This is a genomic window from Shewanella oncorhynchi (assembly GCF_012584455.1).
Taxonomy (GTDB): Bacteria; Pseudomonadota; Gammaproteobacteria; order Enterobacterales; family Shewanellaceae; genus Shewanella; species Shewanella oncorhynchi.
The window spans coordinates 58,132-80,618 of the sequence record NZ_JABAEB010000001.1 but is presented as its reverse complement, the minus strand read 5'-3'; the positions used below and the strand labels follow the sequence as shown (position 1 = coordinate 80,618).

Here is a 22,487-nt window from a genome sequence, read left to right as displayed (position 1 = left end):
ATTGAGCCTTTTCCGTTTATCAGCGATAAAAAAGTAATACTACCAGTAGACCTGCTGTTGCATCGCGTTACGGCGTGTCGATTCCATAGCAAACAACAAACTCTGCTGCTTGTCTTCCAGCCACTCAGCTAAATTGATATCTAACTCCCGACTCGCATCCTGTAAGGCGCGATAACAAGCCAAAGTTTTAATCCCAAGCGCGAGATCTTGCCAAGGTGCACGAAATGCGTCCCGTGATTTCGCCTCATATAAACTGCCGTAGGCATGACCCACAAGAATGCTCGCATCCAACACTGTGGCCACTTGTAGATAATTCGCCGCTGTCATGACGCTATTAAGTGGCATGACCTCAATTATCGCCATCCAAGAAGCTTGCTGAGCACGATCGGCATGCTGGCGTAAGCTAGGCTGATGGGTGATGTCCACTTCACCAGCACTGATCTTTAGCAACAGTTCAACAATAGCCAGCTGTAATTGACCATATTCGGTCTGTTGCCATAGGGATAGTAAACGTTCCGTCAGATTAATCTCTGTCAGTTGCGCCAGAAGTCGCGCCTTAACTTGGGCATGTTGGCCAAGTTTAGCAAATAAGCCTTTTTGGCTACCAAGCAAGGCGGTCAACGCCTGTGCCTGCTCAATAAAATCGAGCTGCTTTTCAATCAGCATAAATTGGCTAGACAGTGTCACATTCAATAATTCGAACTGATTTAAGGTCATTCGCAGCAAACGAATACAGGCGCGCATCCGCCACCATAGTGCCACACAGGCTTCAGGGTCACTTTCCTCTGCGATCATGCTCTCTAATAATTGCCAGCGCTCAAGGGCGGTTTCAAGCAGGATTAGGCAGTTTGCACTTAAATCCTGTGAAGAAGAATCGTGTGACTCGGCCAGTGGCAGAAATTCCAATGCTTTTAAATCGAGCGGCTTAGCCTTGCCCGCCAATCGATAGCCCCGCTGCGCTTTACTGGCCTTACCTAAACGCACTGGCACCACACTCGCCACTTGCATCGCTAGCTTAAGTAGCGCCTCAGTATCGCCACTGAGGAGTTCAAACTCGAGCTCACACAGGGCTTCTTGCTGGCCATTTGCGGTGATTTCACCTATGTCTAACGCCACTTCGACCACGCTGTTATCAATCTGAACATGCCAAGCGCGACGATAAAAATCGGTGTGAAATATACAAGTCAACTGAGCTTGAGTAGCTGCTAAATCGGCATCAGCGGGCCAAATGCTGATAGGAAATAGACTTAAGTCTGGGCTATCGGATTGGATAGTCACATTGTATTCGGGCCGCGAATGAATGCCGCCCACGACTTGTCCTGCGGTTTTTATGGTCTGCTCTCGGTGCGCATCGTAACCGCGCACCCGCAATCCCATGTCCCACTGACGTAATTGCAAGTCAGGGGTGTCGAAGTAACCATTCGCCAAACGACGTTGACCTTGAGGTACGGCATTATCGAGACTATCTAACTTATTTATCAGGGATTCTTGATATATCGGCAGGAAAAACAGTTTTAATTCAATCTCAGCATTCATTGCGTAACCGCTCACTTTGTCATCAAATATTCATCGATGCGTCATCTTTAGTTCATAATGTCACAAATGTGTCATAAAAATCCCGTAGGATTTGGTTTTGCAGTTGGTATATAACCCGTTAGAATAAACCTGTCGTTTTTTCTGAAAAAACACAGTTTCAATACGCGGACGCATAGGTTAACATGCGCCCGCTTTTTCCAATAATGGAACAATCTAAATAGGTAAACGGCAATGCCAGTAAACTCTATTTTGGGCGTGTTTGCAAAATCGCCAATTAAGCCTCTTCAAGAGCACATGGACAAAGTACACGATTGCGCATCGTTACTCGTCCCCTTTTTCGAAGCCACTATCACAGGCAACTGGGACAGTGCAGTTCAATTACGTAAGCAAATTAGTTTAGCCGAGAAGCAAGCAGATTCACTAAAGCGTGAAATCCGTCTGACTCTGCCAAGCGGTTTATTTATGCCAGTAGAACGTACAGATTTATTGGAACTTTTAACTCAACAAGACAAGATAGCCAACAAAGCCAAAGATATTTCCGGTCGTGTTATCGGCCGTCAGCTGTTAATCCCTCAGGTCATGCAAGTCCCATTTATTGCTTATCTACAACGCTGTATCGATGCGGTAGCACTAGCAAAACAAGTCATTAATGAACTCGAAGATCTGTTAGAAACAGGTTTCCGTGGCCGTGAAGTCGACTTAGTGGCAAAAATGATCAACGAACTCGATATCATCGAAGAAGATACTGACGATCTACAAATTCAGTTACGCCGTCAGTTATTCGCTATGGAATCTGAATTGAATCCTGTCGATGTGATGTTCCTCTACAAAACGATTGAATGGGTCGGTGGTCTTGCAGATCTTGCCGAACGCGTCGGTTCGCGTCTTGAGCTTATGCTGGCTCGCGTTTAACAAATTAAGGTTATCAAGGTATCAATATGGTTGATGCAGGTATTGAGGTGGCTAACGTCTTAGTCACCAATGGCCCGTGGCTTATTGCCATTGCGGCTGCATTTGGTTTTCTCATGGCATGGGGTATTGGGGCGAATGACGTCGCCAATGCGATGGGAACCTCTGTAGGTTCAAACGCAATTACAATTAAACAAGCGATTATTATCGCAATGATCTTTGAGTTTTCCGGTGCATTTTTAGCTGGGGGCGAAGTTACCAATACCATTCGTAGCGGTATTATTGATTCTAGCTATTTCACTGCGACTCCTGAATTGCTGGTTTACGGCATGATAGGATCATTGTTGGCGGCAGGTATTTGGCTTGTCGTCGCATCGGCTCTTGGCTGGCCAGTATCAACGACTCACTCCATCGTCGGTGCCATTATTGGTTTCGCAGCCGTGGGTGTTGGCGCAGATTCAGTCTCATGGGATAAAGTGGGCGGGATTGTAGGCTCTTGGATCGTAACCCCTGCTATTTCGGGCTTTATGGCATTCATCCTCTTCCAAAGCACTCAAAAACTCATTTTCAACACTGACGACCCATTGAGTAATGCTAAGCGTTTCGTACCTTTCTATATGGCATTTGCTGGTTTCATCATGTCATTAATGACGATTATGAAAGGCTTATCCCACGTTGGTCTGCATTTCTCGATTACCGAATCTTACCTACTCGCTGGTGCTATTGCCGCTGCAGTTGGTATCTTAGGTAAAATCGCCATTTCACGCTTACAAATGAGTGATAAAGCAGATCGTCAAACCCAGTTCAAAAACGTTGAAAAAGTGTTTGCGATCCTGATGGTTATGACGGCTTGTTGTATGGCTTTTGCCCATGGTTCAAACGATGTAGCAAATGCGATTGGTCCATTAGCGGCGGTTGTTTCTGTCGTCAATAGCGGTGGTGAGATTGCAGCGAAATCACCTCTAGTCTGGTGGATTTTACCTTTGGGTGCCGTAGGTATTGTGATGGGTCTGGCGATTTTTGGTCAGCGCGTTATGCAAACTATCGGAAAAAACATCACTCACTTGACGCCAAGTCGTGGTTTTGCGGCAGAATTAGCCGCGGCAACAACTGTAGTTATTGCTTCTAGCACTGGTTTACCTATTTCTACCACACAAACCTTAGTAGGTGCGGTATTAGGTGTAGGTATGGCCCGTGGTATCGCAGCGATTAACATTGGTGTGGTACGTAATATCGTCGTATCTTGGGTTGTGACCCTACCAGCAGGTGCTGGCCTATCAATCATCTTCTTCTATATGATTAAAGGTATTTTTAATTAAGAAGTCTCGCTAAATGTGTTGCTGACATTAAGCAGTATTAGCGCCTAGGACTAGAAGGTCGTAGGAAAGATTGAATTAAATTGGAATGGTCATAGCATGGATGCCGTAAAGTTGAGGGAAGTCTATGACTTCCCTCTTGCATTACAGGCCTCAAATCCCTAGCATGTGCAGACTATTTCGTTGATGAGAATACAAAAGTGTTTAGACTCCTGACTCTGGTAGGAATGATCTTGCTGTCTTCCAACCTGCTGGCCGAAGGCCAATCCCGCTACATCTCGGATAACGTGTTTCTTTATCTTTTAGGTGGCCCTGGTACTGAGTTTCGAATTGTTGGATCAATTGAGGCTGGTCAACCTGTGACACTGCTCAACGAAACTCAAGGTGATTATTCCAAAATAATCGATCATAAAGGCCGTGAAGGTTGGGTACAAACTAACTTGATCAGTTCGACTCAAAGTTTCCGTGAGCAAGTCCCTGCGTTAACAACTGAACTCGCACAGGCCAAAGCTAAGTTAGCAGAAGTATCAAGTTCAACGGATAATCATGCCGACGAACTGCTCGAATTAAAGGCTAAACTAAGCGAGTTAGAAACCAACCTAGCTAAAACGACTCAAGAACGTGATCAACTGAAAAATGCGGTAGATCGCACAGCTCAAGACGAGCGTTTTGAACTTTGGCGCCAAGGTGGATTAATCGCAGGCATGGGCTTAATCCTAGGCATTATTTTAGTGTATTTACCTAGACCACAACGTCGCAATAAAAAACGTTGGATGTGAGTCTGACACACAAAAGTCTTAATTTACCTTCCAAAAGCCAGTGTTTTCAAACACTGGCTTTTTTGTCAATCAAGCGTTACATCGACTTATTAACAAGCTAATCAAACAAGCTTCACAATCTTTCACGCTATAGTGTTGTCCGTCACATTTTGGTTGTATAATCTGCGCGCGCAAACCTTCATATTGTATACAAAATATCAAATGCGTTTGGCGCCTCCCAATTTGTTTCAACAATAGCGCCCCAATAACGGCCAAGATGGAAGCGATAACTATGTTCAAAGCGAGTGAAGTGCTGGCAGGCCGCTACGATTCTGCCAATCTCGACGAACTGTTCAAAGCAGTCAGCGACAACTACATTGTCGATGAAGAACAATACTTGTCAGAGCTGATCAAACTAGTTCCCTCAAGTGATGAAGCCATAGAGCGCGTCACTCGTCGTGCCCACGAACTGGTCAATAAGGTTCGTCAATTCGATAAAAAAGGTTTGATGGTCGGCATAGATGCCTTCCTGCAACAGTACAGCTTAGAAACACAGGAAGGCATTATCCTGATGTGTTTAGCCGAAGCTTTACTGCGAATTCCTGATGCGGCCACTGCCGATGCGCTGATTGAAGATAAGCTTTCAGGCGCTAAGTGGGATGAGCACATGAGCAAGAGTGACTCAGTGCTGGTTAACGCATCGACCTGGGGCTTAATGCTCACAGGTAAAATCGTTAAACTCGATAAAAAACTCGATGGCACCCCAAGCAACTTGCTGAGCCGCTTAGTGAATCGCCTCGGTGAACCCGTGATCCGTCAAGCCATGATGGCAGCGATGAAGATCATGGGTAAGCAGTTCGTACTGGGCCGCAACATGAAAGAAGCCCTAAAGAACAGTGAAGACAAACGTAAGTTAGGTTATACCCATTCCTACGACATGCTGGGCGAAGCGGCGTTAACTCGCAAAGATGCCGAGAAATACTATACCGATTACGCCAATGCGATCACTGAGCTCGGTGCTCAAAGCTATAACGAAAATGAATCACCGCGCCCAACAATCTCCATCAAGTTATCGGCATTGCACCCACGTTACGAAGTGGCCAATGAAGACCGCGTCTTGACTGAACTGTACGACACAGTGATTCGCCTGATTAAGCTGGCACGTGGCTTAAATATCGGTATATCTATCGATGCTGAAGAAGTCGATCGCCTCGAGTTATCACTAAAACTGTTCCAAAAACTGTTTAATTCTGAAGCAACTAAAGGCTGGGGATTACTCGGTATAGTAGTACAAGCCTACTCTAAGCGTGCCCTGCCCGTACTGGTTTGGTTAACACGTCTAGCGAAAGAACAAGGGGATGAAATCCCAGTGCGTCTGGTAAAAGGTGCCTATTGGGATAGCGAACTTAAGTGGGCGCAACAAGCTGGCGAAGCCGCTTATCCACTCTACACTCGCAAAGCCGGTACTGACGTTTCTTACCTCGCCTGCGCCCGTTACTTGTTATCGGATGCGACTCGCGGTGCTATCTACCCACAATTTGCTAGCCACAATGCGCAAACCGTTGCGGCAATTTCCGATATGGCGGGCGATCGTAACCATGAGTTCCAACGCTTACACGGCATGGGACAAGAGCTGTACGACACTATTCTGGCTGAAGCCGGTGCTAAAGCGGTACGTATTTATGCCCCCATCGGTGCCCATAAAGATCTACTGCCCTATTTAGTCCGTCGTCTGCTGGAAAACGGCGCGAATACTTCGTTCGTCCACAAACTGGTGGATCCTAAAACCCCCATCGAGTCATTAGTGGTACATCCGCTAACAACACTGACGGGTTACAAAACCCTGGCTAACAACAGAATCGTTTTACCTGCCGATATTTTCGGTAGCGAGCGCAAAAATTCCAAGGGACTCAATATGAACATCATTTCCGAATCTGAGCCATTTTTCGCGGCACTAGAACAGTTTAAAAATACCCAATGGCAAGCTGGCCCTCTGGTGAACGGTAAAACCTTAACTGGCGAACATAAAACGGTTGTTAGCCCATACGACACTACCCAAACCGTAGGTCAAGTCGCCTTCGCCGACAAAGCTGCAATCGAAGCCGCCGTCGCATCTGCCGAAGCGGCATTTACCTCTTGGGCACGCACGCCAGTAGAAACCCGTGCCTCTGCACTACAAAAGTTAGCCGATTTATTAGAAGAAAACCGCGAAGAATTGATCGCTCTTTGTACCCGTGAAGCGGGCAAGAGCATTCAAGACGGTATCGACGAAGTACGTGAAGCCGTTGATTTCTGTCGTTACTACGCAGTACAAGCCAAGAAGATGATGGCAAAACCTGAACTGCTTCCAGGCCCAACGGGTGAACTGAACGAACTGTTCCTCCAAGGCCGCGGCGTATTCGTGTGTATCAGCCCATGGAACTTCCCATTGGCCATCTTCCTCGGCCAAGTGTCTGCGGCATTAGCTGCAGGTAATACAGTCATCGCAAAACCCGCGGAGCAAACCTCGATTATTGGTTACCGTGCGGTGCAACTCGCTCATCAAGCGGGTATTCCTGTCGAGGTGCTGCAATTCCTACCAGGTACTGGTGCGACAGTGGGTAGCGCAATTACGGCCGATGAACGTATCGGTGGTGTGTGCTTTACCGGTTCAACTGGCACGGCAAAACTGATTAACCGTACACTGGCCAACCGTGATGGCGCGATTATTCCATTAATCGCCGAAACCGGTGGCCAAAATGCCATGGTAGTGGACTCTACCTCTCAACCTGAGCAAGTGGTTAACGATGTGGTTTCATCGTCATTCACCAGCGCAGGTCAACGCTGCTCTGCGCTGCGCGTGCTCTTCCTCCAAGAAGACATTGCCGATCGCGTGATCGAAGTCCTGCAAGGCGCCATGGATGAATTAGTGATTGGCAACCCAAGTTCAATCAAAACCGACGTAGGCCCAGTGATTGACGCCACCGCCAAAGCCAACTTAGATGCGCATATCGATCATATCAAGCAAGTCGGTAAGCTTATCAAGCAAATGCCGCTGCCTGCTGGCACTGAGAACGGTCACTTCGTGTCGCCCACTGCGGTTGAAATAAATTCAATTAAAGTGCTGGAGAAAGAGCACTTTGGCCCAATCCTGCACGTGATCCGTTATAAAGCCGCCGATCTTGGCAAAGTGATCGATGAGATCAACAGCACAGGCTTTGGCTTAACCTTAGGTATCCATAGCCGTAACGAAGGCCATGCCTTGGAAGTTGCCGACAAAGTGAACGTGGGTAACGTCTACATTAACCGTAACCAAATCGGTGCTGTGGTGGGCGTACAGCCTTTCGGCGGTCAAGGTCTGTCAGGCACAGGTCCTAAAGCCGGTGGCCCACACTACTTAACCCGTTTTGTGACTGAAAAGACTCGCACCAACAACATCACAGCTATTGGTGGTAATGCGACCCTACTGTCACTCGGTGATAGCGAAGAATAAGTACACTGAACTTGCTTTAGAATATCGCGATGCATCTTTAGCCATCGCGATAACAATAAAAAAGCCAGACTGAGTCTGGCTTTTTTATTAGAGTCTAAAACGGTACTTATCTATGACGTAACAACTTAATTAAAATCCCAGTCATTACATATCCGTCATTAATACGGGTTGACCAAAACCTTTAAGTTCAGCATGGGAGGACTCAAAATACTGCTGCCAAAACTGTTTCAACGGCAACATTACTTGACCGCCTCTAAATCCTTTTGATGTAGCAGGAACCCAACCCGCACCTAATACGTAAATATCTGCCTGCTTAAAATCACTCAGCATGTTCGCTTTTTGTATTTTTAGCATTTCTTGCTCAGGTTCGATAACTTTTAAGGTGTTTTTACTGTAAAAGCTGGTCACATCTGAATTTTCAACCATATCGGACACAAGTAACAATACTCGGCGTCCTTCGGTATCGGCAGCCACTTGCGGCGCAATAACCTGAGATAAATTACTGAGGATTTCAGTTTTAGGCAAATCCACATCATTAGGTTTAAAAGCATGTTTTATATGGGCATCAATTTTACTTCTAACGAACTGAGCCTGCTTATTCATGCAATTATCAAAAGCCATTAGATTTTTCTTCGATACGTCATCCCTGTCAGCAATATCAGTATCCAGCCTGCCACTAAACAAAACATCGGTATAAAAATCTTTTACATAAGCACTAAAGCTAATGATAGTGATTTTATCCCCAGCTTGTAGGAAGAGATGCACTTTCTCATGAACTAACTGTTTAATATTTATGTCCGGAGAAAAAGTACCATCGATCGCCACAAACAAATGTCGGCCAGAAACTGTCTTTGCTGTTAGTGGATCAATTTTGGCAAACTCGTAGCAACTTTTAATATCATTTCTCTCAGCGGCCATCGCAGGCAAACACATAGAAATAGCTAAAGTGCCAAACAAGCCAGTAACCACCAACTTAGCAAGCTTTGTCATTCCTGTCATGAACTTAACTCTCCAAGTATCTCTTTGCGTAAACGATCGCGCATCTGTTCTTCCGTTTCAACAACCTTTTTTTGCTGAGTTATTTCAGCAAGCAGCTCTTGTCGAATACGTTGTTCAGCTTGTTCTGGCGTTTCGGCCTCTACAGCCTTTTTAGCATTCGCTTCAGCAACAAACTCGGCTTTCAATCTTGCTTCCATCGCCTCTGGTGCTTCGGAAGTTTCTACCTCAACAACATGAGACGTTGCCACCACAGCGGCACTTTTCATCGCCTGATGGCTGGCTAATGTTTGATGCTCACGTAAACGTACCGATTGATCATATCGATTTTCGGCATTACCTAAATCTTCCATATACATCAGGAATGAACGCTCACCACAGGCCTCTAACACCTCTAGCACCTTAGGATCTTGGCAATTAGTTTCAGCTTTTTGATTCATTCTTTGCTGCAAGTTAGTTAGGCGCTTCTGGGCCACGCGCGCGACTTGCTGCTTTAAACGAGAATAATGCGTCTTAAACTCACGCTCACTTTTAAAGTTGCCAATTTCTTTGCGCGCATCTTTAGAATGTTTGCCAGCAAATCCGGTTTTAAAACCAATCAAAATACCGAAAATCTGTAATAGGATGAATAAGAAAGCAAGAAAAATAAAAGTTCCCCAACCGCCTTTCTGTTCACGATCCCACACGTCATCCTTTGCTTTATCACCTGCACTTTTAGACTCATCGAGTAAGAGTGCTGGAGGTGCTTCAGCATAGGGGTCTTGTTCTTGATACAATCCACTCGTTTGCTGAATATTGACTTCATCAATATGCATTTTTTCAAGCACTTGACCACGCACATAGGTTGCCAATACTGCAATCACTAGGATCGCAATAGCTGTAACCGTGGTGATAAAATAACGGGGCTTAACCTCTGCGTTAGTAGAGATCCGATTAATGAGTTGCTTATATTGAGGCTCATTATCATCCTCAAAGGTTTTATCTAAATTAATACGAGTATTAGGTGCCAGTTCTGGCGTCGATTTGTCGCGGTTTTTAGCATTTTTCCACCAGACCTTGGCCTTTTTAATGAGCGAGTTAGCATGCAGCTCATGTCCAGTAAAGTGAGTTAAACCTACCAGTAAAACCGAGATGATGAAGGCGATACCCACAGCACCTTGCTGCTGTAGTTTTTCCGATGCTCCGGGAATCGTGAAACCTGAAAGAACGTAACTAAATCCCATTGCTTCAACAAACACTAAGGCGGCAATCAATATCCACCCCAAAATATGTAAGTTGTTACGACCATTTTCAGTCACTTTACCTAAATAGTCTTGGCTTTTACTGAAAAGCTCCTCGTCCTTATTCACTTTCTCATAATGAGCCGCAAAATCAGTACATAGTGCGACTTCAGTATTCAACCAATCCTTATCGTAAATCTTAACTTGGGTTTCATAATCTTTCGCTAAGCGACTCTCCTTACCGATTACCGGAAAGGCATACCATGTATTAAGCCACCAGAAACTGACCTTATCCCACCAAACCGTAATAATGACCACTAATACCATCAACGAAAGTAACAGCGACACTAACGTGCGATACTCATTAAATAACATAGACACAAAATCCATTTACCGCTCCTAAGCACATTGCTTATAACAATTTGGGTTCAAAATCGGCTTCATAAACCGTTTTATTCTTCTCGTAGTACAACTTGCCAGCAATCGCGGTCGCTGAACGATCGATTGGCATCACCACATCTATACAGCGCACAGGAGAGTCTTTGTCCGTTGTAAAAACACGATATAACAAGCCTTTATCACCATAATAAGTCTCTACATGGCTCGTAAGCTGATAATTTGGATCATCTTTACTTGAACCTTTGTAATTCTTCCAAATATTCACTTTAGGCGCAGAAACAGCCGTGCCACTGTCCTTAATTACAGCAACAGGGGTCAAACCAATATAATGGCCATTCACTTTATAACCCCAAGCAGTACCATTCATACCCGGTAAATAATCTGCTGTGTTGTAATCCTTACGATTATAGCTCTCACCTGTGGCTAAACTCTTCACGTCCCCCGTGACTCTCGGTCCCTCAACGGCGCAATTTAGGCTAGAGACTTCAGATGCATACGCCTTGCTAAATAATGCAAAACCGCTCTCTTTTTTAGCACCCACTAACTGGGTAAAGTTTGTCGATGGGTCGAGCATTTTCTTACCGCCAAAATCTACCAAGGCTTTTTGCAGTTTCACTGGCTCAAGTAACTTGACGATTTCCGACTCCGTCATTTGTATTTGAGCTGGTGAAGTGCTCGGTTTATTTGGCTGAGTTGTAGGCTGCTTTTCCACTTGAGTCGTAGGCTTGGCTGCTGCCACTTTATCCTGCGATCGGCGGGATAAATAACTCAAATTTGCCTTCTGTTTGTATGAATAGGCCAGTAATTGATCCGGTTTACCGTCAATTTCAATAATTTCTACTCGACGATTTTTTGCTTTGCCAGCGTCATCACTATTAGCTGCAACAGGCTGTGACTCCCCTGCTCCTTGGAAGAATAATCGCTCAGTCGGAATGCCAGCTTGATTAAAGAGGGTTGCCACATAACGCGCTCTCGCTTCGCTAAGCTCTTGATTTAACGATTCAGCACCACTGGCATCTGTATGACCTGTAATCAAAATGTTTTGTTTAGAGTCTTTATAGATAGCGGCGAGTTTTTGAAATTTTTGTTTAGCTTGTGGCGTCGCCTCTGAAGCTCCAGAAGCAAACATCACTTCACTATTACTCGAAACTGTCGCAGCCATACCCACAACTTGATAATTAGCGTACTTTTCTGAATCTTCCTTCGACATGGTTTGTTCGGTTGAACTGATCAGTAAGCTACTTTGTTGTTCATCTGATGCTTTTGAAGCGCTGATTGAAGTAAATTGAATATCAAGATTTTCTGTTTTCGCTAACTGTTCTAATGCTTCGCGTTTTTGCTGAAAATCATAACCAACGGTACAACCAATCGCAGCACCAGCAGCACCGCCATAAAGCATACCTTCATTGCCACCTAAATAATTCCCAATCAATACACCTAAACCAGTACCAATAGCACAACCAATAACAGTTTCTTTATTATCTTCAACAGATTGAGTGATGGCACAACTGCTAAGCGCTAATACGCCAGCAACTGCGAGCGATATGGATTTCAAATTTGACTTCATAGTCATCCCTAACTTTTTAAAAATTCAAAATTGAATTTTAGATGCAATAAATTAAGTTAAGGATTAGAAGGAATTAGCCCTAAAAAGTCAATCTAAAGTTGATACTGATGTAACCAAAATATTAATTAAGGCTGAAATTTGTGAGCAACTTTATATCGAAGATATTTAAGCGACTGACACAGGAGTTGTCATAAAACAGTTTTATCCTAATGTGAAGTCACAATCACTATGCAAAAAAATCATTACTGGGAATCGTTTCTCAGTTGCACCAAATCTTTCATAGACCTCATAATCTACACATGACTAATCTCTCTCTTTCTCCCCATATTACATTTTACTAAGGTGGCTATGACATTTTCGTTGTTAGATATTTCTGCATTGGTGTGGTTTATCGTTTCTTGGGCTGGCTATACCGCCTTTGCCCGTAGCAAGGCGAGAGATACCGACTGTATTGCCCGTGGTCTGCATAAGCATAGAATTTACTGGATGCTTGAGGTGATGACCCGCGGCGTGCGTGTGGGGGATGCGGCGCTACTGGCCAACCTTGAGCGAAATATTGCCTTTTTTGCCTCGACCACGCTGTTTGTGCTTGCGGGTGTACTGACCTTATTTGCACAAGTTGAACGACTAGAAAGTGTTATTGCGACGATTCCCTTCGCTACGCCACCGAATCATGCGCTGGTGCAAGTCAAGTTAGCTCTGTTAGTCGGCATTTTTGTGATGGCCTTCTTCCAGTTTACTTGGTCAATGCGCCAATACGGCTTTGTGAACGTGATGATAGGCGCGGGTCCTCTGGACACCGATGGCTCAAATGACAATCTCAAAGCTTATGCAAGACAAATGGCGACAGTGCAAGATCAAGCGGCACACTCCTATAACTATGGTTTACGTGCCTATTACTTTTCAATGGCGGTATTGTGCTGGTTTGTACACCCTATACTCTTTATCTCGGCCAGCTTATTTGTGGTCGCAACCTTATATCGCCGCGAATTCAAGTCCCGTGCCGTTCTGGCGATCACGGCAGCGAAAGGCCATCTCCAAATAGAGAGCCAAGTGCGGGAAACCGCCCGCAACCACAAAATAGAATCATAGCCTTGGCGGTTTAGGCCGCTGGCGTCATCTTGATTGGAATTATTGTTCTATACTCTTTGGGTCGTGTTTCTATTGAATTACTGGGAGAGTGCCATGAGCGATAACTTATTAACCTTAGATGAAGTGTGCAAAATGCTAGATAAAACACCTGCGACCATCAAACGCTTCGCTCGGGAGAATTTACTCTCAAGTGTTCAAGATGGTGACGAATTAAAATTCCCCGAAGCGGAAGTTAAACGCTACCTCGCCTTTTCGCAACGCTTAGGCTAAAACGCATCAAGTAACTAACGGCAAATAAAACTGAATAATCAGTATGTAAGCCGTTTGAATTTGAATTTGTAAAGGTGGTTTGAATTGAAATGTGATACTCGAATTAAAGTACGCTGCTTAAGTTTAAGTCGTCGATAGCGAGTTAAAACAAACGGTGAATGCGATATGGACAGTGAAGCTCAAAGGGATTTGAACTTAGCCATAGCGGTTTGTTGCGAAGGATTGGTTAGGCAAAATCTAGCGGTGTAAACCATAAAACTTAAGCGATGAAACTTTAAGCTATTAAGCCTCAAGCTGTTAATCCAAAAGATTGAACCATTACTTATTATTTAAAGCCTGCTGCAACTGCCGATAGGATAACCACTCCCGCTGCACTTCACTTAGGCCTAAGTCAACGGCGAGTTGTTGCAATTGAACTTCATACTTAGGCAACAGGGTTTCATCATTGGTCATAATCGCGAGTTCAGCAAAATCCCCTAAACCTTCGATATGATCGATTGTTAGATGAAATTCACCCAGAAAATAGATACTGCGGCGCTTTTTAATTTCCAGTACGCATTCATAACCTAAGGTCTGCAGCATACTTTTTGCTTTTGTTGCTTCAGTGATATTAACGGCTTCACAGCGGTCTTTTTCTGGCCCTTTCACTATCCACAGCATTATCCCCGATGGCTGCATCTCACGGATACACAAGCTCTTGTGCTCACCTTTAAGTGACTGTGATGGCAGATCAAAGTAACAGTCATGCTCAAGGTTATCTTCGAGCATGACCTCGGGATTTCTCATTTGTAAGGCAGCGAAAAAAGCGTGGCGATCCAGTAAGTGGTATTTAAGCTCGACCTCAAACTTACCATTAAAATGGGCATTAATTTGTGGGGCTAATGCTTCCGGCATCGCAGGGTTCATAGATTCATATCCGCTTTTAATGGGTAAAATATATCGCTATTTATAATATTGAGCGCCAACGTCTTAATTCCAAAAGATTAAATCCAAAACCTTAAGCGAGTCTTTGGTACAAGGCCTGATACTCTGCACTGTCTTCAATTAAGCTCTGGTGAGTACCAGACGCAATAATCTTCCCCTGACCGAGTAAATGAATTTGATCCATCTTCGCCATAGCCGTTAAACGATGGCTAATCATCAGCAAGGTTTTATCCTGAGCAAATTCAAACAGTAAACTTAAAATTTCCCGCTCGGTGCGTTTATCTAGCCCTTCTGTTGGCTCATCGAGCAATAACAGCGGCGCATCACGCAGCAGCGCCCTAGCAACACCAATTCGGCGCTGCTCACCACCCGAAAGCTGACGTCCACCTTCACCAATCCACATATCCAGCGGCTTATCACCCGTGAGTAAAGCGCCAAGTCCAACCCGCTGTAACACATCAATCAAGCGTGCGTCGTGGGCCGTGCGTTTCTCGCCCTCGATAACAGGTAAGGCTAATACTAAGTTTTCCCGCAAAGTACCTGCAAACAAATAGATGCGTTGACTAATCACAGTAATCGCATCCCTAAGACCGCGCTCGCTGTACTCTGAAAGTGCATGACCATCGAGCTTGATGTGCCCTTGCTGCGCTTGCCATTCTCGGGTAATCAGCGTCAATAAGCTCGACTTACCGCAACCCGTTGGCCCAAGTAACGCGACTTTTTGCCCCGCTTTTATCTCAAGGGACAAACCTTGCAGCACGTTTTGATCGTCTCGATAACCAAAGTGGATATCTTCAATCTGTAATGCGCCAGATTTTGCCCTCAGGCCAGTATCGACAGCAAATTGAATATCGGCCTTTTGTTCGGTGATTTCATTAATTCGCGTTGCGGCCAATACGCAGCCTGACAAATGCTGAAACGCGCCCGCGATCGGCATCATCATCTCGACGCAGGCCATAGTCGCAAACACCATAAGTGCAAACATGGGCCCCGGCGGCACGGCATCACCCACACCTTGAGCGGCTAAATAAAGCATCATGATCAAGGCTGAGCCCGTGGAGAGGATCAACATGGCTTGGCTGAGAGCAGTGATATTGGCCATCGCGCTTTGGCTACGAAAAAGTGCAATTTCAGCATCATTCAGTTTCTGCCTGAATCTGTCGTTCGCGCCAAATAGGCTAAGTTCGGCTTGGCCTTGCAACATATCCAACAACTGCACCCGATAATGACGCTTGGTCTCGAGCATAGTTCGGCTTGGCGCGTGTCCAAGGCGATAAAATAGCAGTGGCATCACCAGCCAAACAGCGACTAAGAATAAGCAAAGACTCAGGGCAAGTTTGGCATCGAACCAAGCAAGAAACAGATACAAGAGCCCCGTCATCAGAAGGGATGCTGCCATAGGCGTGAGCAGTCGCAGGTAAAGGTGATCTAGGGTATCGATATCGGCAACCAAGCGATTGAGCATGTCGCCACGGCGTAGCCCCTGCAGATTTTTAGCACTTAGCGGCAAGAGTTTACGCCACGCCCAAACACGAAGTTCAGTCAGCAACTTAAAGGTCGCCTCATGGGTCGCTAAACGCTCGCCATAACGACTAGCGGTTCGGGCAATTGATAAGAAACGTACCCCGCCAGCGGGAGTGAAAAAGTTAAAGGACTGTGCCGTGACTATTGTCAAACCCGCGACCGCGGTAGCGGAAAGAAACCAGCCCGAAAGTGACAGTAAACCTATGCCAGCCATCAAAGTAATAATGGTCAGCAGCAAGCCCACGGACATCATTAGCCACTGGCGCGAGAACAATCGAATAAAGGGGATCAGCACTTTCATTGGGCATCTCCTTTAGTAGACTCGGCGGCAATGTCGAGTGGAGCGTCACTATCAAGCTGCGTCTCACTTGCGCTTGCCGATAACGGTACAAGTTCAATATCCGCCACGGACTCAACATTTTCACGCAGTAAAGTTTGGAATAAGCCGTGTGTGTCAGACAAAGTGGTAAAGTCGCCCCGCTGTACTATCAAGCCTTTATCAAGCACAAGAATAGTATCCATTTGATCTAACTGATCTAATCTGTGGGTCACCATAATGCACATTTTACCCGCCATGGCGCGATTCAGCGCAAAACTCACCGCCTGCTCACTCTGGCTATCTAAACTGGCTGTGGGTTCATCAAGGACAAACAAACTCGCCTGCTGCCCAAGCGCCCTTGCTAAAGCAATACGTTGAGCTTGGCCAACGGATAAACCGGAGGATTGTTCACCGACTGGGGCATCTAAACCCAATGGCTGCGCCTTAACGAACTCGCTAATATTGGCCTCTGCCAGCAAGTGCCAAATTTGACTGTCGGGCAGAGTTGGGTCGGCTAAGGCAACGTTATCCCGCACTGTGCCGTGAAATAACTGCGGTTCCTGTCCAAGCCAAGCTAAGTGCTGTCGCCAATGGGCTAAGTCTAATGCGGATAACTCATGGCCATTAATCAACAAATGGCCCTTGTAGGGTAAAAATCCCAATAAGGCGTTGAGTAAACTGGTTTTACCCGCTCCGCTCGGACCAACTAAAGCTAAGCGTTCACCCTCTTTTAACTCAAAACTCAGCGGGCCAAGTAAACGCGTACCATCAACACTGAACACCTCAAGATTGTCGGCACTCAGCGTCTCTATGCTATTGATACGGACGTGGCCGGCAAATTCAGGTTCAGGAAGTTCGAGCAAGGTAATCAAAGCTTCTGCCGCGCCTATAGCCTGCGCCTTAGCATGGTAATGAGTCCCCATGTCGCGCAGCGGTTGATAAAACTCAGGAGCTAAAATCAGAATAAATAGCCCAGTAAATAAGCTGAAAGGAATACCGCCCATGTCAGGATCTGTACTTGAACTAATATTGGCATGGGCGCCATAATAGCCAAAATCTAAGTGACCTAAGTAACTGAAACCAAAGTAAACCGCCAATACTGCAATCGATACCGCGGCAAAAAACTCTAAGACTGCCGAGCTTAAAAATGCCATGCGTAGCACCGACATAGTGCGGCTACGAAACTCCTCCGAAGCAGTAGCGATCACCTTAAGCTCGGCATCACCACGGTGGAAGAGTTTCAACGTGCTTAAGCCTTTTAATCTATCCATAAAATGGCCGCTCAATCTTGCAAGCGCACTGAAGTTCTTGCGATTAGCATCAGCAGCGCCCATGCCAACTAAGATCATAAACATAGGGATTAATGGCGCTGTGAGTAACAGGATTAAGCCTGCCGCCCAGTTAATCGGGAATACCGCTGCTAAAATGAGTAAGGGAATAAAACCAGCAAGGCTAATTTGCGGAAGGTATCTGGCATAAAAATCTTGTAAATCTTCGACTTGCTCTAAGACTATGCTTGCCCAACTCCCTGCGGGTTTACCTTTAATAAATGCCGGACCTAGCTTAGTCAACTTGTCCATCACTGCCGCGCGAATATGGCCACGTAGACGCTTACCCGCCTCAAAACTGGCGCGTTCACGCCCATAAGCCAGCAAGGCACGCAGTAACATCAAGGCAATTAGCGCAATAAAATGAGGTGTATAGGTATCAATACTCACGCTGGAACTGACCGTTTGGGCATTGTCAGTTAGCGGTATAACTTGCCCTATGATCACGCCATCCAGAATCGTCGCGATAATATAAGCCTGCGCCACCATAGCGACGGCGCTTATCATCCCAAGCCATAACGACAATTTAAGGAACAGGCCACAGGCTTTTTTCTGGGCTTTAAGCCAAACAAGAAGGGATTTTTCTAACGACTTATCCATGGTGCTCCAACAAGAAAACAATTAAGCGACTCGTAGCGGGGATCGACTATCGATAACAACTCAGTTTAAGGGGCTTGCAACAGCTAAAAAGTTCCGATAGGGACGCAGTATCGCAGGCATCTACAACAGATGAAACCCTATCACAGACTTTTGCTAGCGGACTCACAAAAACGAGCTAAAGATAAATAAATCTAGGAGTTAACGGAACTTTACCGAGTACTAGCCTGATTTTAAAAACTTAGGTAGCATGAAGCTCTTTGTATTAAATGTCCTCTATCTATGCCAAATAAAAATGCTGGTTTCACCCTGATTGAACTCGTTGTAGTTATTATTATTCTTGGCGTATTAGCCGTAGTAGCTGCGCCTAAATTCATTAATTTACAATCAGATGCCTATAAGAGTCAGCTCTCAGGTGCACTGGCTTCGATGAAATCCGCCGTGACCCTATTCAAATCAAAGTCGGAAATTGCTAATAGCGGCACCACGAATAGAGTCGTTTACGACGAAATCCGTGGTGAAAACTATCAGCCTTGGGCTGCCAGTACCAGCGGTATAACGCCAAGTACGGCTTACACGACTCCGCCAGAAATTTTTAAAGCGGCAGGGCTAAATGTGAATGAGTGGTCCTATCGAATTTACACCACCAACGGTACCTATGAAGTTATCGCCACGCCAAAGCAAAAACTGAACCTTGCCACGCCCACAGAAGCGCAAGTCGAAGCGACAAATTGCTATATCGACTATAAATGGGAGACAACGGGCGTTCCCACTTATAAAAAAGTCGACACTGGTTGCTAGGCGACCTTGACGATAAAATATCCATATAAAACAGCGAGTTAACCTGAGGTTGTCTCGCTGTTTTATTTGCGCTCTAAACTCATTTTGTTGTTAATGCTTACGTTTACAATTAAGCATTTTTAAAGAGTTCGCGCTTATTGCACTCCACCGTATTTCACTAGCACATGCCAGAGCAACTTAAGTTCATGGGCGACTTGCGCACGATTACCGCGGTCACGCCAATGCTGGGGCGAATGGTATAAATCCCGCGCCGCCACGCCTATGGCATAGGCATCGACTCTGTCTTCTATGGCAATCCGATTAGCCAGCGATGGCATAGTTGGCCCACGGAAATCACTGGGGATCTGCGCCGTATGCAGGCTAAAGCCACCATGATATTGCAGCTCGATATCATATTTATCGCAAATTTTACTTAAGCTTGCGCCAATATCAGTACCCTTAAAACTGGGGTCCGCCACCAGCATGGCGATATCTTCATCGAGGGAAACATCACCGTGGATCTGCGCCTCAATATAATGGTCAAGATTATTCGATAGCGGCCGCTCGAAACGTGACAGCAAGGAAGCATTGAGCTGATGCCCCAAGTAATGGATCACATTCAGCGGCTTAAAATCGGCTTTGCCTAAGGCATAGTGACGCTCAAAACTCTCAGTCAGCAGCGCCGCTAAAATATCATCGAAACATGACAGCGTGCCCTTCTCTTTCGGATTTCGGTACGAGTCGAGATAACTAAAGGTTGAGCGCGCCATCGCACTCGTATGAGTCAGAAAATAACAGCTACCAAAACGTGGAGCGGGACCGTCCTGCCACATGCCCAGATCGAGTGCACCGTATTTAGGCCGAGATTTAGTGCCCTTGTATACATCACCAAAAAGCTGATTTTCCCAATGATCACGTGGGCCACCTAACTCAGGTGACAACTGACCATTGGAAATATGGGTCTCAAACTGGCTGCGGTATTGACCATCGCGCAGTAAACCTTCGGCAACAGTCATACCACGGCTATCGATTCTATCGGGGTGAAAATGCAGCGCAATTCGGCCACAGTTGAGCAATTGTTTAAGCGCGAGTTGCATCTCATGCATGGGGATATTTGACATCTGCTGCACATTTTTAATCACAGCGACGGCTTGTTCACTGCGTCCTCGTGCAAGGCGTTCAATATGCTGTATCGCTGTCATAATCCACCTATAAATGAGAGGCGTTTAACCGTTCCCACAATGCCTCATCCTAAAATAAACGTGAGATAAATCGCAAGCATGCAGAGAACTGCTCTTAAGCCACTCCATCTAAATGACTAAGTTAAACATGAATGACTCAGTTAAACGTGATCGTGAAAACACTCAATAATTCTTTCGCTCGGTTCATTGTTAAAAATTCAGCGAATAACATCAATCACGAACTGAACAGATAGCGAAACCAATTGCGTCATTAATTAATTCTACTCCAATCGACTTTAGTTTATACCACTCTCATTATTGTAGCGTGATCTACCGCTAACTCATTCTAACTCTAGATAAAAAATGCCTATGACTTCAATTGATATTATGAAATAAGCCTAATAGTCATCTTGTACCTTGAAATCAATTAACTTCCATAACCTCAAACTCTGCCATCTAAACTTGCGCCTAAAAGATAAGCGAGGCCGAGTGAAAGCCGCCGACAAGCGATTTATGTGCCAATATGAATGAAACCCAGCCCAAAAACCTTTATTAGATGGCACTTAAAGCCCTGATCCTGTAAGCTGCACGCCCGCCAGCAGACCTGGCTATTGACCATAAATGCAGCACAGTGTTGCCACAAGAGACCAATCTATGAGTTTTACCTCCCTGGGCTTATCGGCCCCGATACTTAAAGCCGTTGCCGAACAAGGCTACGACACACCTTCGCCAATCCAAGCTCAAGCAATTCCCGCTGTGCTTCAAGGCAAAGATGTGATGGCGGCCGCCCAAACAGGAACAGGTAAAACAGCAGGTTTCACCCTACCTATGCTCGAACTCCTGAGTAAAGGTAACCGTGCCCAAGCAGGCCAAGTGCGCGCATTAGTGTTAACTCCGACACGCGAATTGGCAGCTCAGGTTGCAGAAAGTGTTGAAACCTATGGTAAGAATTTACCACTGCGCTCAGCGGTGATATTTGGTGGCGTGCCTATCAATCCACAAATCGCGAAATTGCGCCACGGTGTCGACGTATTAGTCGCGACGCCTGGTCGATTGATGGATCTATATAATCAAAAAGCGGTGAAATTCAGCCAGCTTGAGATCTTAGTGTTAGATGAAGCCGACCGCATGCTCGACATGGGCTTTATCCGCGATATCCGTAAGATTTTGGCCATTTTACCTAAGCAACGTCAAAACCTGATGTTCTCAGCCACCTTCTCCGATGAAATTCGTGAGCTGGCAAAAGGCCTAGTCAATGATCCAGTCGAAATTTCGGTCACGCCACGTAACGCGGCGGCGACCACTGTAAAACAATGGGTTTGCCCAGTTGATAAGAGCCAAAAATCGGCACTCTTGATCCAACTCATCAAGCAAAACGATTGGCAACAAGTGTTGGTATTCTCGCGCACTAAACATGGTGCTAACCGTCTGGCGAAAAGCCTTGAAGAGGCAGGTATCAAAGCCGCCGCTATCCACGGTAACAAGAGCCAAACCGCCCGTACTAAAGCCTTGGCCGACTTTAAAAATGGTCAAGCTCGCGTACTGGTTGCGACCGATATCGCCGCCCGCGGTTTAGACATAGACCAATTACCACAAGTGGTTAACTTCGACTTACCGAACGTGCCAGAAGATTATGTGCATCGTATCGGCCGTACTGGCCGCGCTGGCGCATCGGGTCAAGCCGTGTCACTGGTAAGTAACGAAGAAATCAAACTGCTGAACGATATCGAGCGTTTAATCAATCGCGTATTAGACCGAGAAATGGTTGAAGGCTTTAACCATGAATTGCCAGAATCACGTTTAGGTGGCGGTGGGAAAAGTAGCGGTAAATCAGTACCAAGTCGTAGAAATACCCGCAGCTCAAACCAACCTAGCTCACGCGATGGAGCTCCAAGAAGCGCCGAGCATAAAGACGGTCAACGCAGCGGTGACGTCGCGCGCGGTCACAAGCCAAACGACAAGAATCCAAGACACAGCGGTGAAGCCAGTAGCGCCCCCCGCAGTGATGCCAAACCTCGTCCACCACGTTCAAACGATGGCCGAGCCAATAGCGCAGGCGCTAGTCGTCCAACTGAAAGCCGTTCAGGTGCTGGCGAGAATCGTGGCCAAGCGGGTGAGAATCCTTACGCCAATGGCCCAAAGAAAAACACCCGTCGCCCAAATAATGGTGCGAGTCGTCCAAGACATTCACAGGATTAATGCAAAAGCTAAGCGAACTTGCTTAGCGATTTAGCCGTATTAAGCCCTAAACAGAAACGCCCAACTCCGCATGGAATTGGGCGTTTTTGTTTGTCTTAGT

General features: G+C 45.9%; 16 protein-coding genes. 8 read left to right on the top strand and 8 right to left on the bottom strand.

Features of this window, described 5'->3' with window-relative positions:
- Window positions 1–39: 39 nt before the first annotated feature.
- Complete coding sequence (locus tag HGO26_RS00320; protein ID WP_168822558.1) at window positions 40–1,536, bottom strand: CYTH domain-containing protein; 1,497 nt, start codon at window positions 1,534–1,536, stop codon at window positions 40–42.
- A 231-nt stretch (window positions 1,537–1,767) separates the two neighbouring features.
- Here HGO26_RS00320 and HGO26_RS00315 point away from each other — a divergent pair, with 231 nt between their 5' ends.
- From HGO26_RS00315 to putA, 4 genes are all read left to right on the top strand, one after another.
- Complete coding sequence (locus HGO26_RS00315) at window positions 1,768–2,448, top strand: TIGR00153 family protein (protein WP_105251552.1); 681 nt, start codon at window positions 1,768–1,770, stop codon at window positions 2,446–2,448.
- A 26-nt stretch (window positions 2,449–2,474) separates the two neighbouring features.
- Window positions 2,475–3,764: an inorganic phosphate transporter gene (locus tag HGO26_RS00310; protein ID WP_211085778.1), complete on the top strand. Its 1,290-nt coding sequence runs from the start codon at window positions 2,475–2,477 to the stop codon at window positions 3,762–3,764.
- Between the two features lie 224 nt (window positions 3,765–3,988).
- The gene (locus HGO26_RS00305; protein ID WP_113939030.1) at window positions 3,989–4,540 is read left to right on the top strand and encodes a TIGR04211 family SH3 domain-containing protein; all 552 of its coding nucleotides are present in this window, start codon (window positions 3,989–3,991) and stop codon (window positions 4,538–4,540) included.
- 256 nt (window positions 4,541–4,796) lie between these two features.
- Window positions 4,797–7,991: a bifunctional proline dehydrogenase/L-glutamate gamma-semialdehyde dehydrogenase PutA gene (gene putA, locus HGO26_RS00300; RefSeq protein ID WP_211085777.1), complete on the top strand. Its 3,195-nt coding sequence runs from the start codon at window positions 4,797–4,799 to the stop codon at window positions 7,989–7,991.
- A gap of 144 nt (window positions 7,992–8,135) precedes the next feature.
- Here the strand turns inward: putA and HGO26_RS00295 are convergent, their stop codons facing one another.
- Genes HGO26_RS00295 through HGO26_RS00285 form a run of 3 tightly spaced genes read right to left on the bottom strand, consistent with a single transcriptional unit; the run spans window position 8,136 to window position 12,173 of the window.
- Window positions 8,136–8,990 (bottom strand): hypothetical protein, encoded by an 855-nt coding sequence (locus HGO26_RS00295; RefSeq protein WP_168822548.1) that lies wholly within the window; start codon window positions 8,988–8,990, stop codon window positions 8,136–8,138.
- The gene (locus HGO26_RS00290; RefSeq protein WP_168822546.1) at window positions 8,987–10,597 is read right to left on the bottom strand and encodes a flotillin family protein; all 1,611 of its coding nucleotides are present in this window, start codon (window positions 10,595–10,597) and stop codon (window positions 8,987–8,989) included. Before HGO26_RS00290 ends, HGO26_RS00295 begins: the two co-directional genes overlap by 4 nt.
- Window positions 10,598–10,619: 22 nt before the next feature.
- A complete protein-coding gene (locus HGO26_RS00285) occupies window positions 10,620–12,173 on the bottom strand; it encodes an OmpA family protein (protein ID WP_168822544.1) in 1,554 nt (517 codons plus the stop codon).
- Window positions 12,174–12,521: 348 nt separating this feature from the next.
- Between HGO26_RS00285 and HGO26_RS00280 the strand changes: the two genes are divergently transcribed.
- Both HGO26_RS00280 and HGO26_RS00275 read left to right on the top strand, forming a co-directional pair.
- Window positions 12,522–13,265, top strand: a complete 744-nt coding sequence (locus HGO26_RS00280) for a DUF599 domain-containing protein (RefSeq protein WP_131524297.1) — start codon at window positions 12,522–12,524, stop codon at window positions 13,263–13,265.
- A gap of 93 nt (window positions 13,266–13,358) precedes the next feature.
- The gene (locus HGO26_RS00275) at window positions 13,359–13,535 is read left to right on the top strand and encodes a helix-turn-helix domain-containing protein (RefSeq protein ID WP_006082937.1); all 177 of its coding nucleotides are present in this window, start codon (window positions 13,359–13,361) and stop codon (window positions 13,533–13,535) included.
- Window positions 13,536–13,853: 318 nt separating this feature from the next.
- On the opposite strand, the gene cyaB is transcribed toward HGO26_RS00275, so the two are convergent.
- From cyaB to cydD, 3 genes are all read right to left on the bottom strand, one after another.
- The gene (gene cyaB, locus HGO26_RS00270; protein WP_168822542.1) at window positions 13,854–14,441 is read right to left on the bottom strand and encodes a class IV adenylate cyclase; all 588 of its coding nucleotides are present in this window, start codon (window positions 14,439–14,441) and stop codon (window positions 13,854–13,856) included.
- 91 nt (window positions 14,442–14,532) lie between these two features.
- Window positions 14,533–16,284, bottom strand: a complete 1,752-nt coding sequence (cydC, locus tag HGO26_RS00265) for a heme ABC transporter ATP-binding protein/permease CydC (RefSeq protein ID WP_168822540.1) — start codon at window positions 16,282–16,284, stop codon at window positions 14,533–14,535.
- Window positions 16,281–18,230 (bottom strand): heme ABC transporter permease/ATP-binding protein CydD, encoded by a 1,950-nt coding sequence (gene cydD, locus HGO26_RS00260; RefSeq protein ID WP_168822538.1) that lies wholly within the window; start codon window positions 18,228–18,230, stop codon window positions 16,281–16,283. The genes cydC and cydD overlap by 4 nt, the downstream gene beginning before the upstream one ends.
- Before the next feature lie 279 nt (window positions 18,231–18,509).
- Here cydD and HGO26_RS00255 point away from each other — a divergent pair, with 279 nt between their 5' ends.
- On the top strand, window positions 18,510–19,028 hold the full coding sequence (locus HGO26_RS00255) for a type II secretion system protein (RefSeq protein ID WP_105251541.1): 519 nt from the start codon (window positions 18,510–18,512) through the stop codon (window positions 19,026–19,028).
- 134 nt (window positions 19,029–19,162) lie between these two features.
- On the opposite strand, the gene HGO26_RS00250 is transcribed toward HGO26_RS00255, so the two are convergent.
- Window positions 19,163–20,209, bottom strand: a complete 1,047-nt coding sequence (locus HGO26_RS00250) for a DUF3626 domain-containing protein (RefSeq protein WP_168822536.1) — start codon at window positions 20,207–20,209, stop codon at window positions 19,163–19,165.
- 633 nt (window positions 20,210–20,842) lie between these two features.
- On the opposite strand from HGO26_RS00250, the gene HGO26_RS00245 reads away from it, so the two are divergent.
- The gene (locus tag HGO26_RS00245; RefSeq protein ID WP_168822533.1) at window positions 20,843–22,387 is read left to right on the top strand and encodes a DEAD/DEAH box helicase; all 1,545 of its coding nucleotides are present in this window, start codon (window positions 20,843–20,845) and stop codon (window positions 22,385–22,387) included.
- Window positions 22,388–22,487 lie beyond the last annotated feature (100 nt).

Bases quoted from the DNA above. Each gene is read 5' to 3' on its own strand.
- HGO26_RS00275 (WP_006082937.1), top strand. From the start codon at position 13,359: ATGAGCGATAACTTATTAACCTTAGATGAAGTGTGCAAAATGCTAGAT.
- cyaB (WP_168822542.1), bottom strand. From the start codon at position 14,441: ATGAACCCTGCGATGCCGGAAGCATTAGCCCCACAAATTAATGCCCAT.
- putA (WP_211085777.1), top strand. From the start codon at position 4,797: ATGGAAGCGATAACTATGTTCAAAGCGAGTGAAGTGCTGGCAGGCCGC.
- HGO26_RS00315 (WP_105251552.1), top strand. From the start codon at position 1,768: ATGCCAGTAAACTCTATTTTGGGCGTGTTTGCAAAATCGCCAATTAAG.
- HGO26_RS00250 (WP_168822536.1), bottom strand. From the start codon at position 20,209: ATGACAGCGATACAGCATATTGAACGCCTTGCACGAGGACGCAGTGAA.
- HGO26_RS00245 (WP_168822533.1), top strand. From the start codon at position 20,843: ATGAGTTTTACCTCCCTGGGCTTATCGGCCCCGATACTTAAAGCCGTT.
- cydC (WP_168822540.1), bottom strand. From the start codon at position 16,284: ATGAAAGTGCTGATCCCCTTTATTCGATTGTTCTCGCGCCAGTGGCTA.
- HGO26_RS00290 (WP_168822546.1), bottom strand. From the start codon at position 10,597: ATGGATTTTGTGTCTATGTTATTTAATGAGTATCGCACGTTAGTGTCG.
- cydD (WP_168822538.1), bottom strand. From the start codon at position 18,230: ATGGATAAGTCGTTAGAAAAATCCCTTCTTGTTTGGCTTAAAGCCCAG.
- HGO26_RS00255 (WP_105251541.1), top strand. From the start codon at position 18,510: ATGCCAAATAAAAATGCTGGTTTCACCCTGATTGAACTCGTTGTAGTT.
- HGO26_RS00285 (WP_168822544.1), bottom strand. From the start codon at position 12,173: ATGAAGTCAAATTTGAAATCCATATCGCTCGCAGTTGCTGGCGTATTA.
- HGO26_RS00320 (WP_168822558.1), bottom strand. From the start codon at position 1,536: ATGAATGCTGAGATTGAATTAAAACTGTTTTTCCTGCCGATATATCAA.
- HGO26_RS00305 (WP_113939030.1), top strand. From the start codon at position 3,989: ATGATCTTGCTGTCTTCCAACCTGCTGGCCGAAGGCCAATCCCGCTAC.
- HGO26_RS00280 (WP_131524297.1), top strand. From the start codon at position 12,522: ATGACATTTTCGTTGTTAGATATTTCTGCATTGGTGTGGTTTATCGTT.
- HGO26_RS00295 (WP_168822548.1), bottom strand. From the start codon at position 8,990: ATGACAGGAATGACAAAGCTTGCTAAGTTGGTGGTTACTGGCTTGTTT.
- HGO26_RS00310 (WP_211085778.1), top strand. From the start codon at position 2,475: ATGGTTGATGCAGGTATTGAGGTGGCTAACGTCTTAGTCACCAATGGC.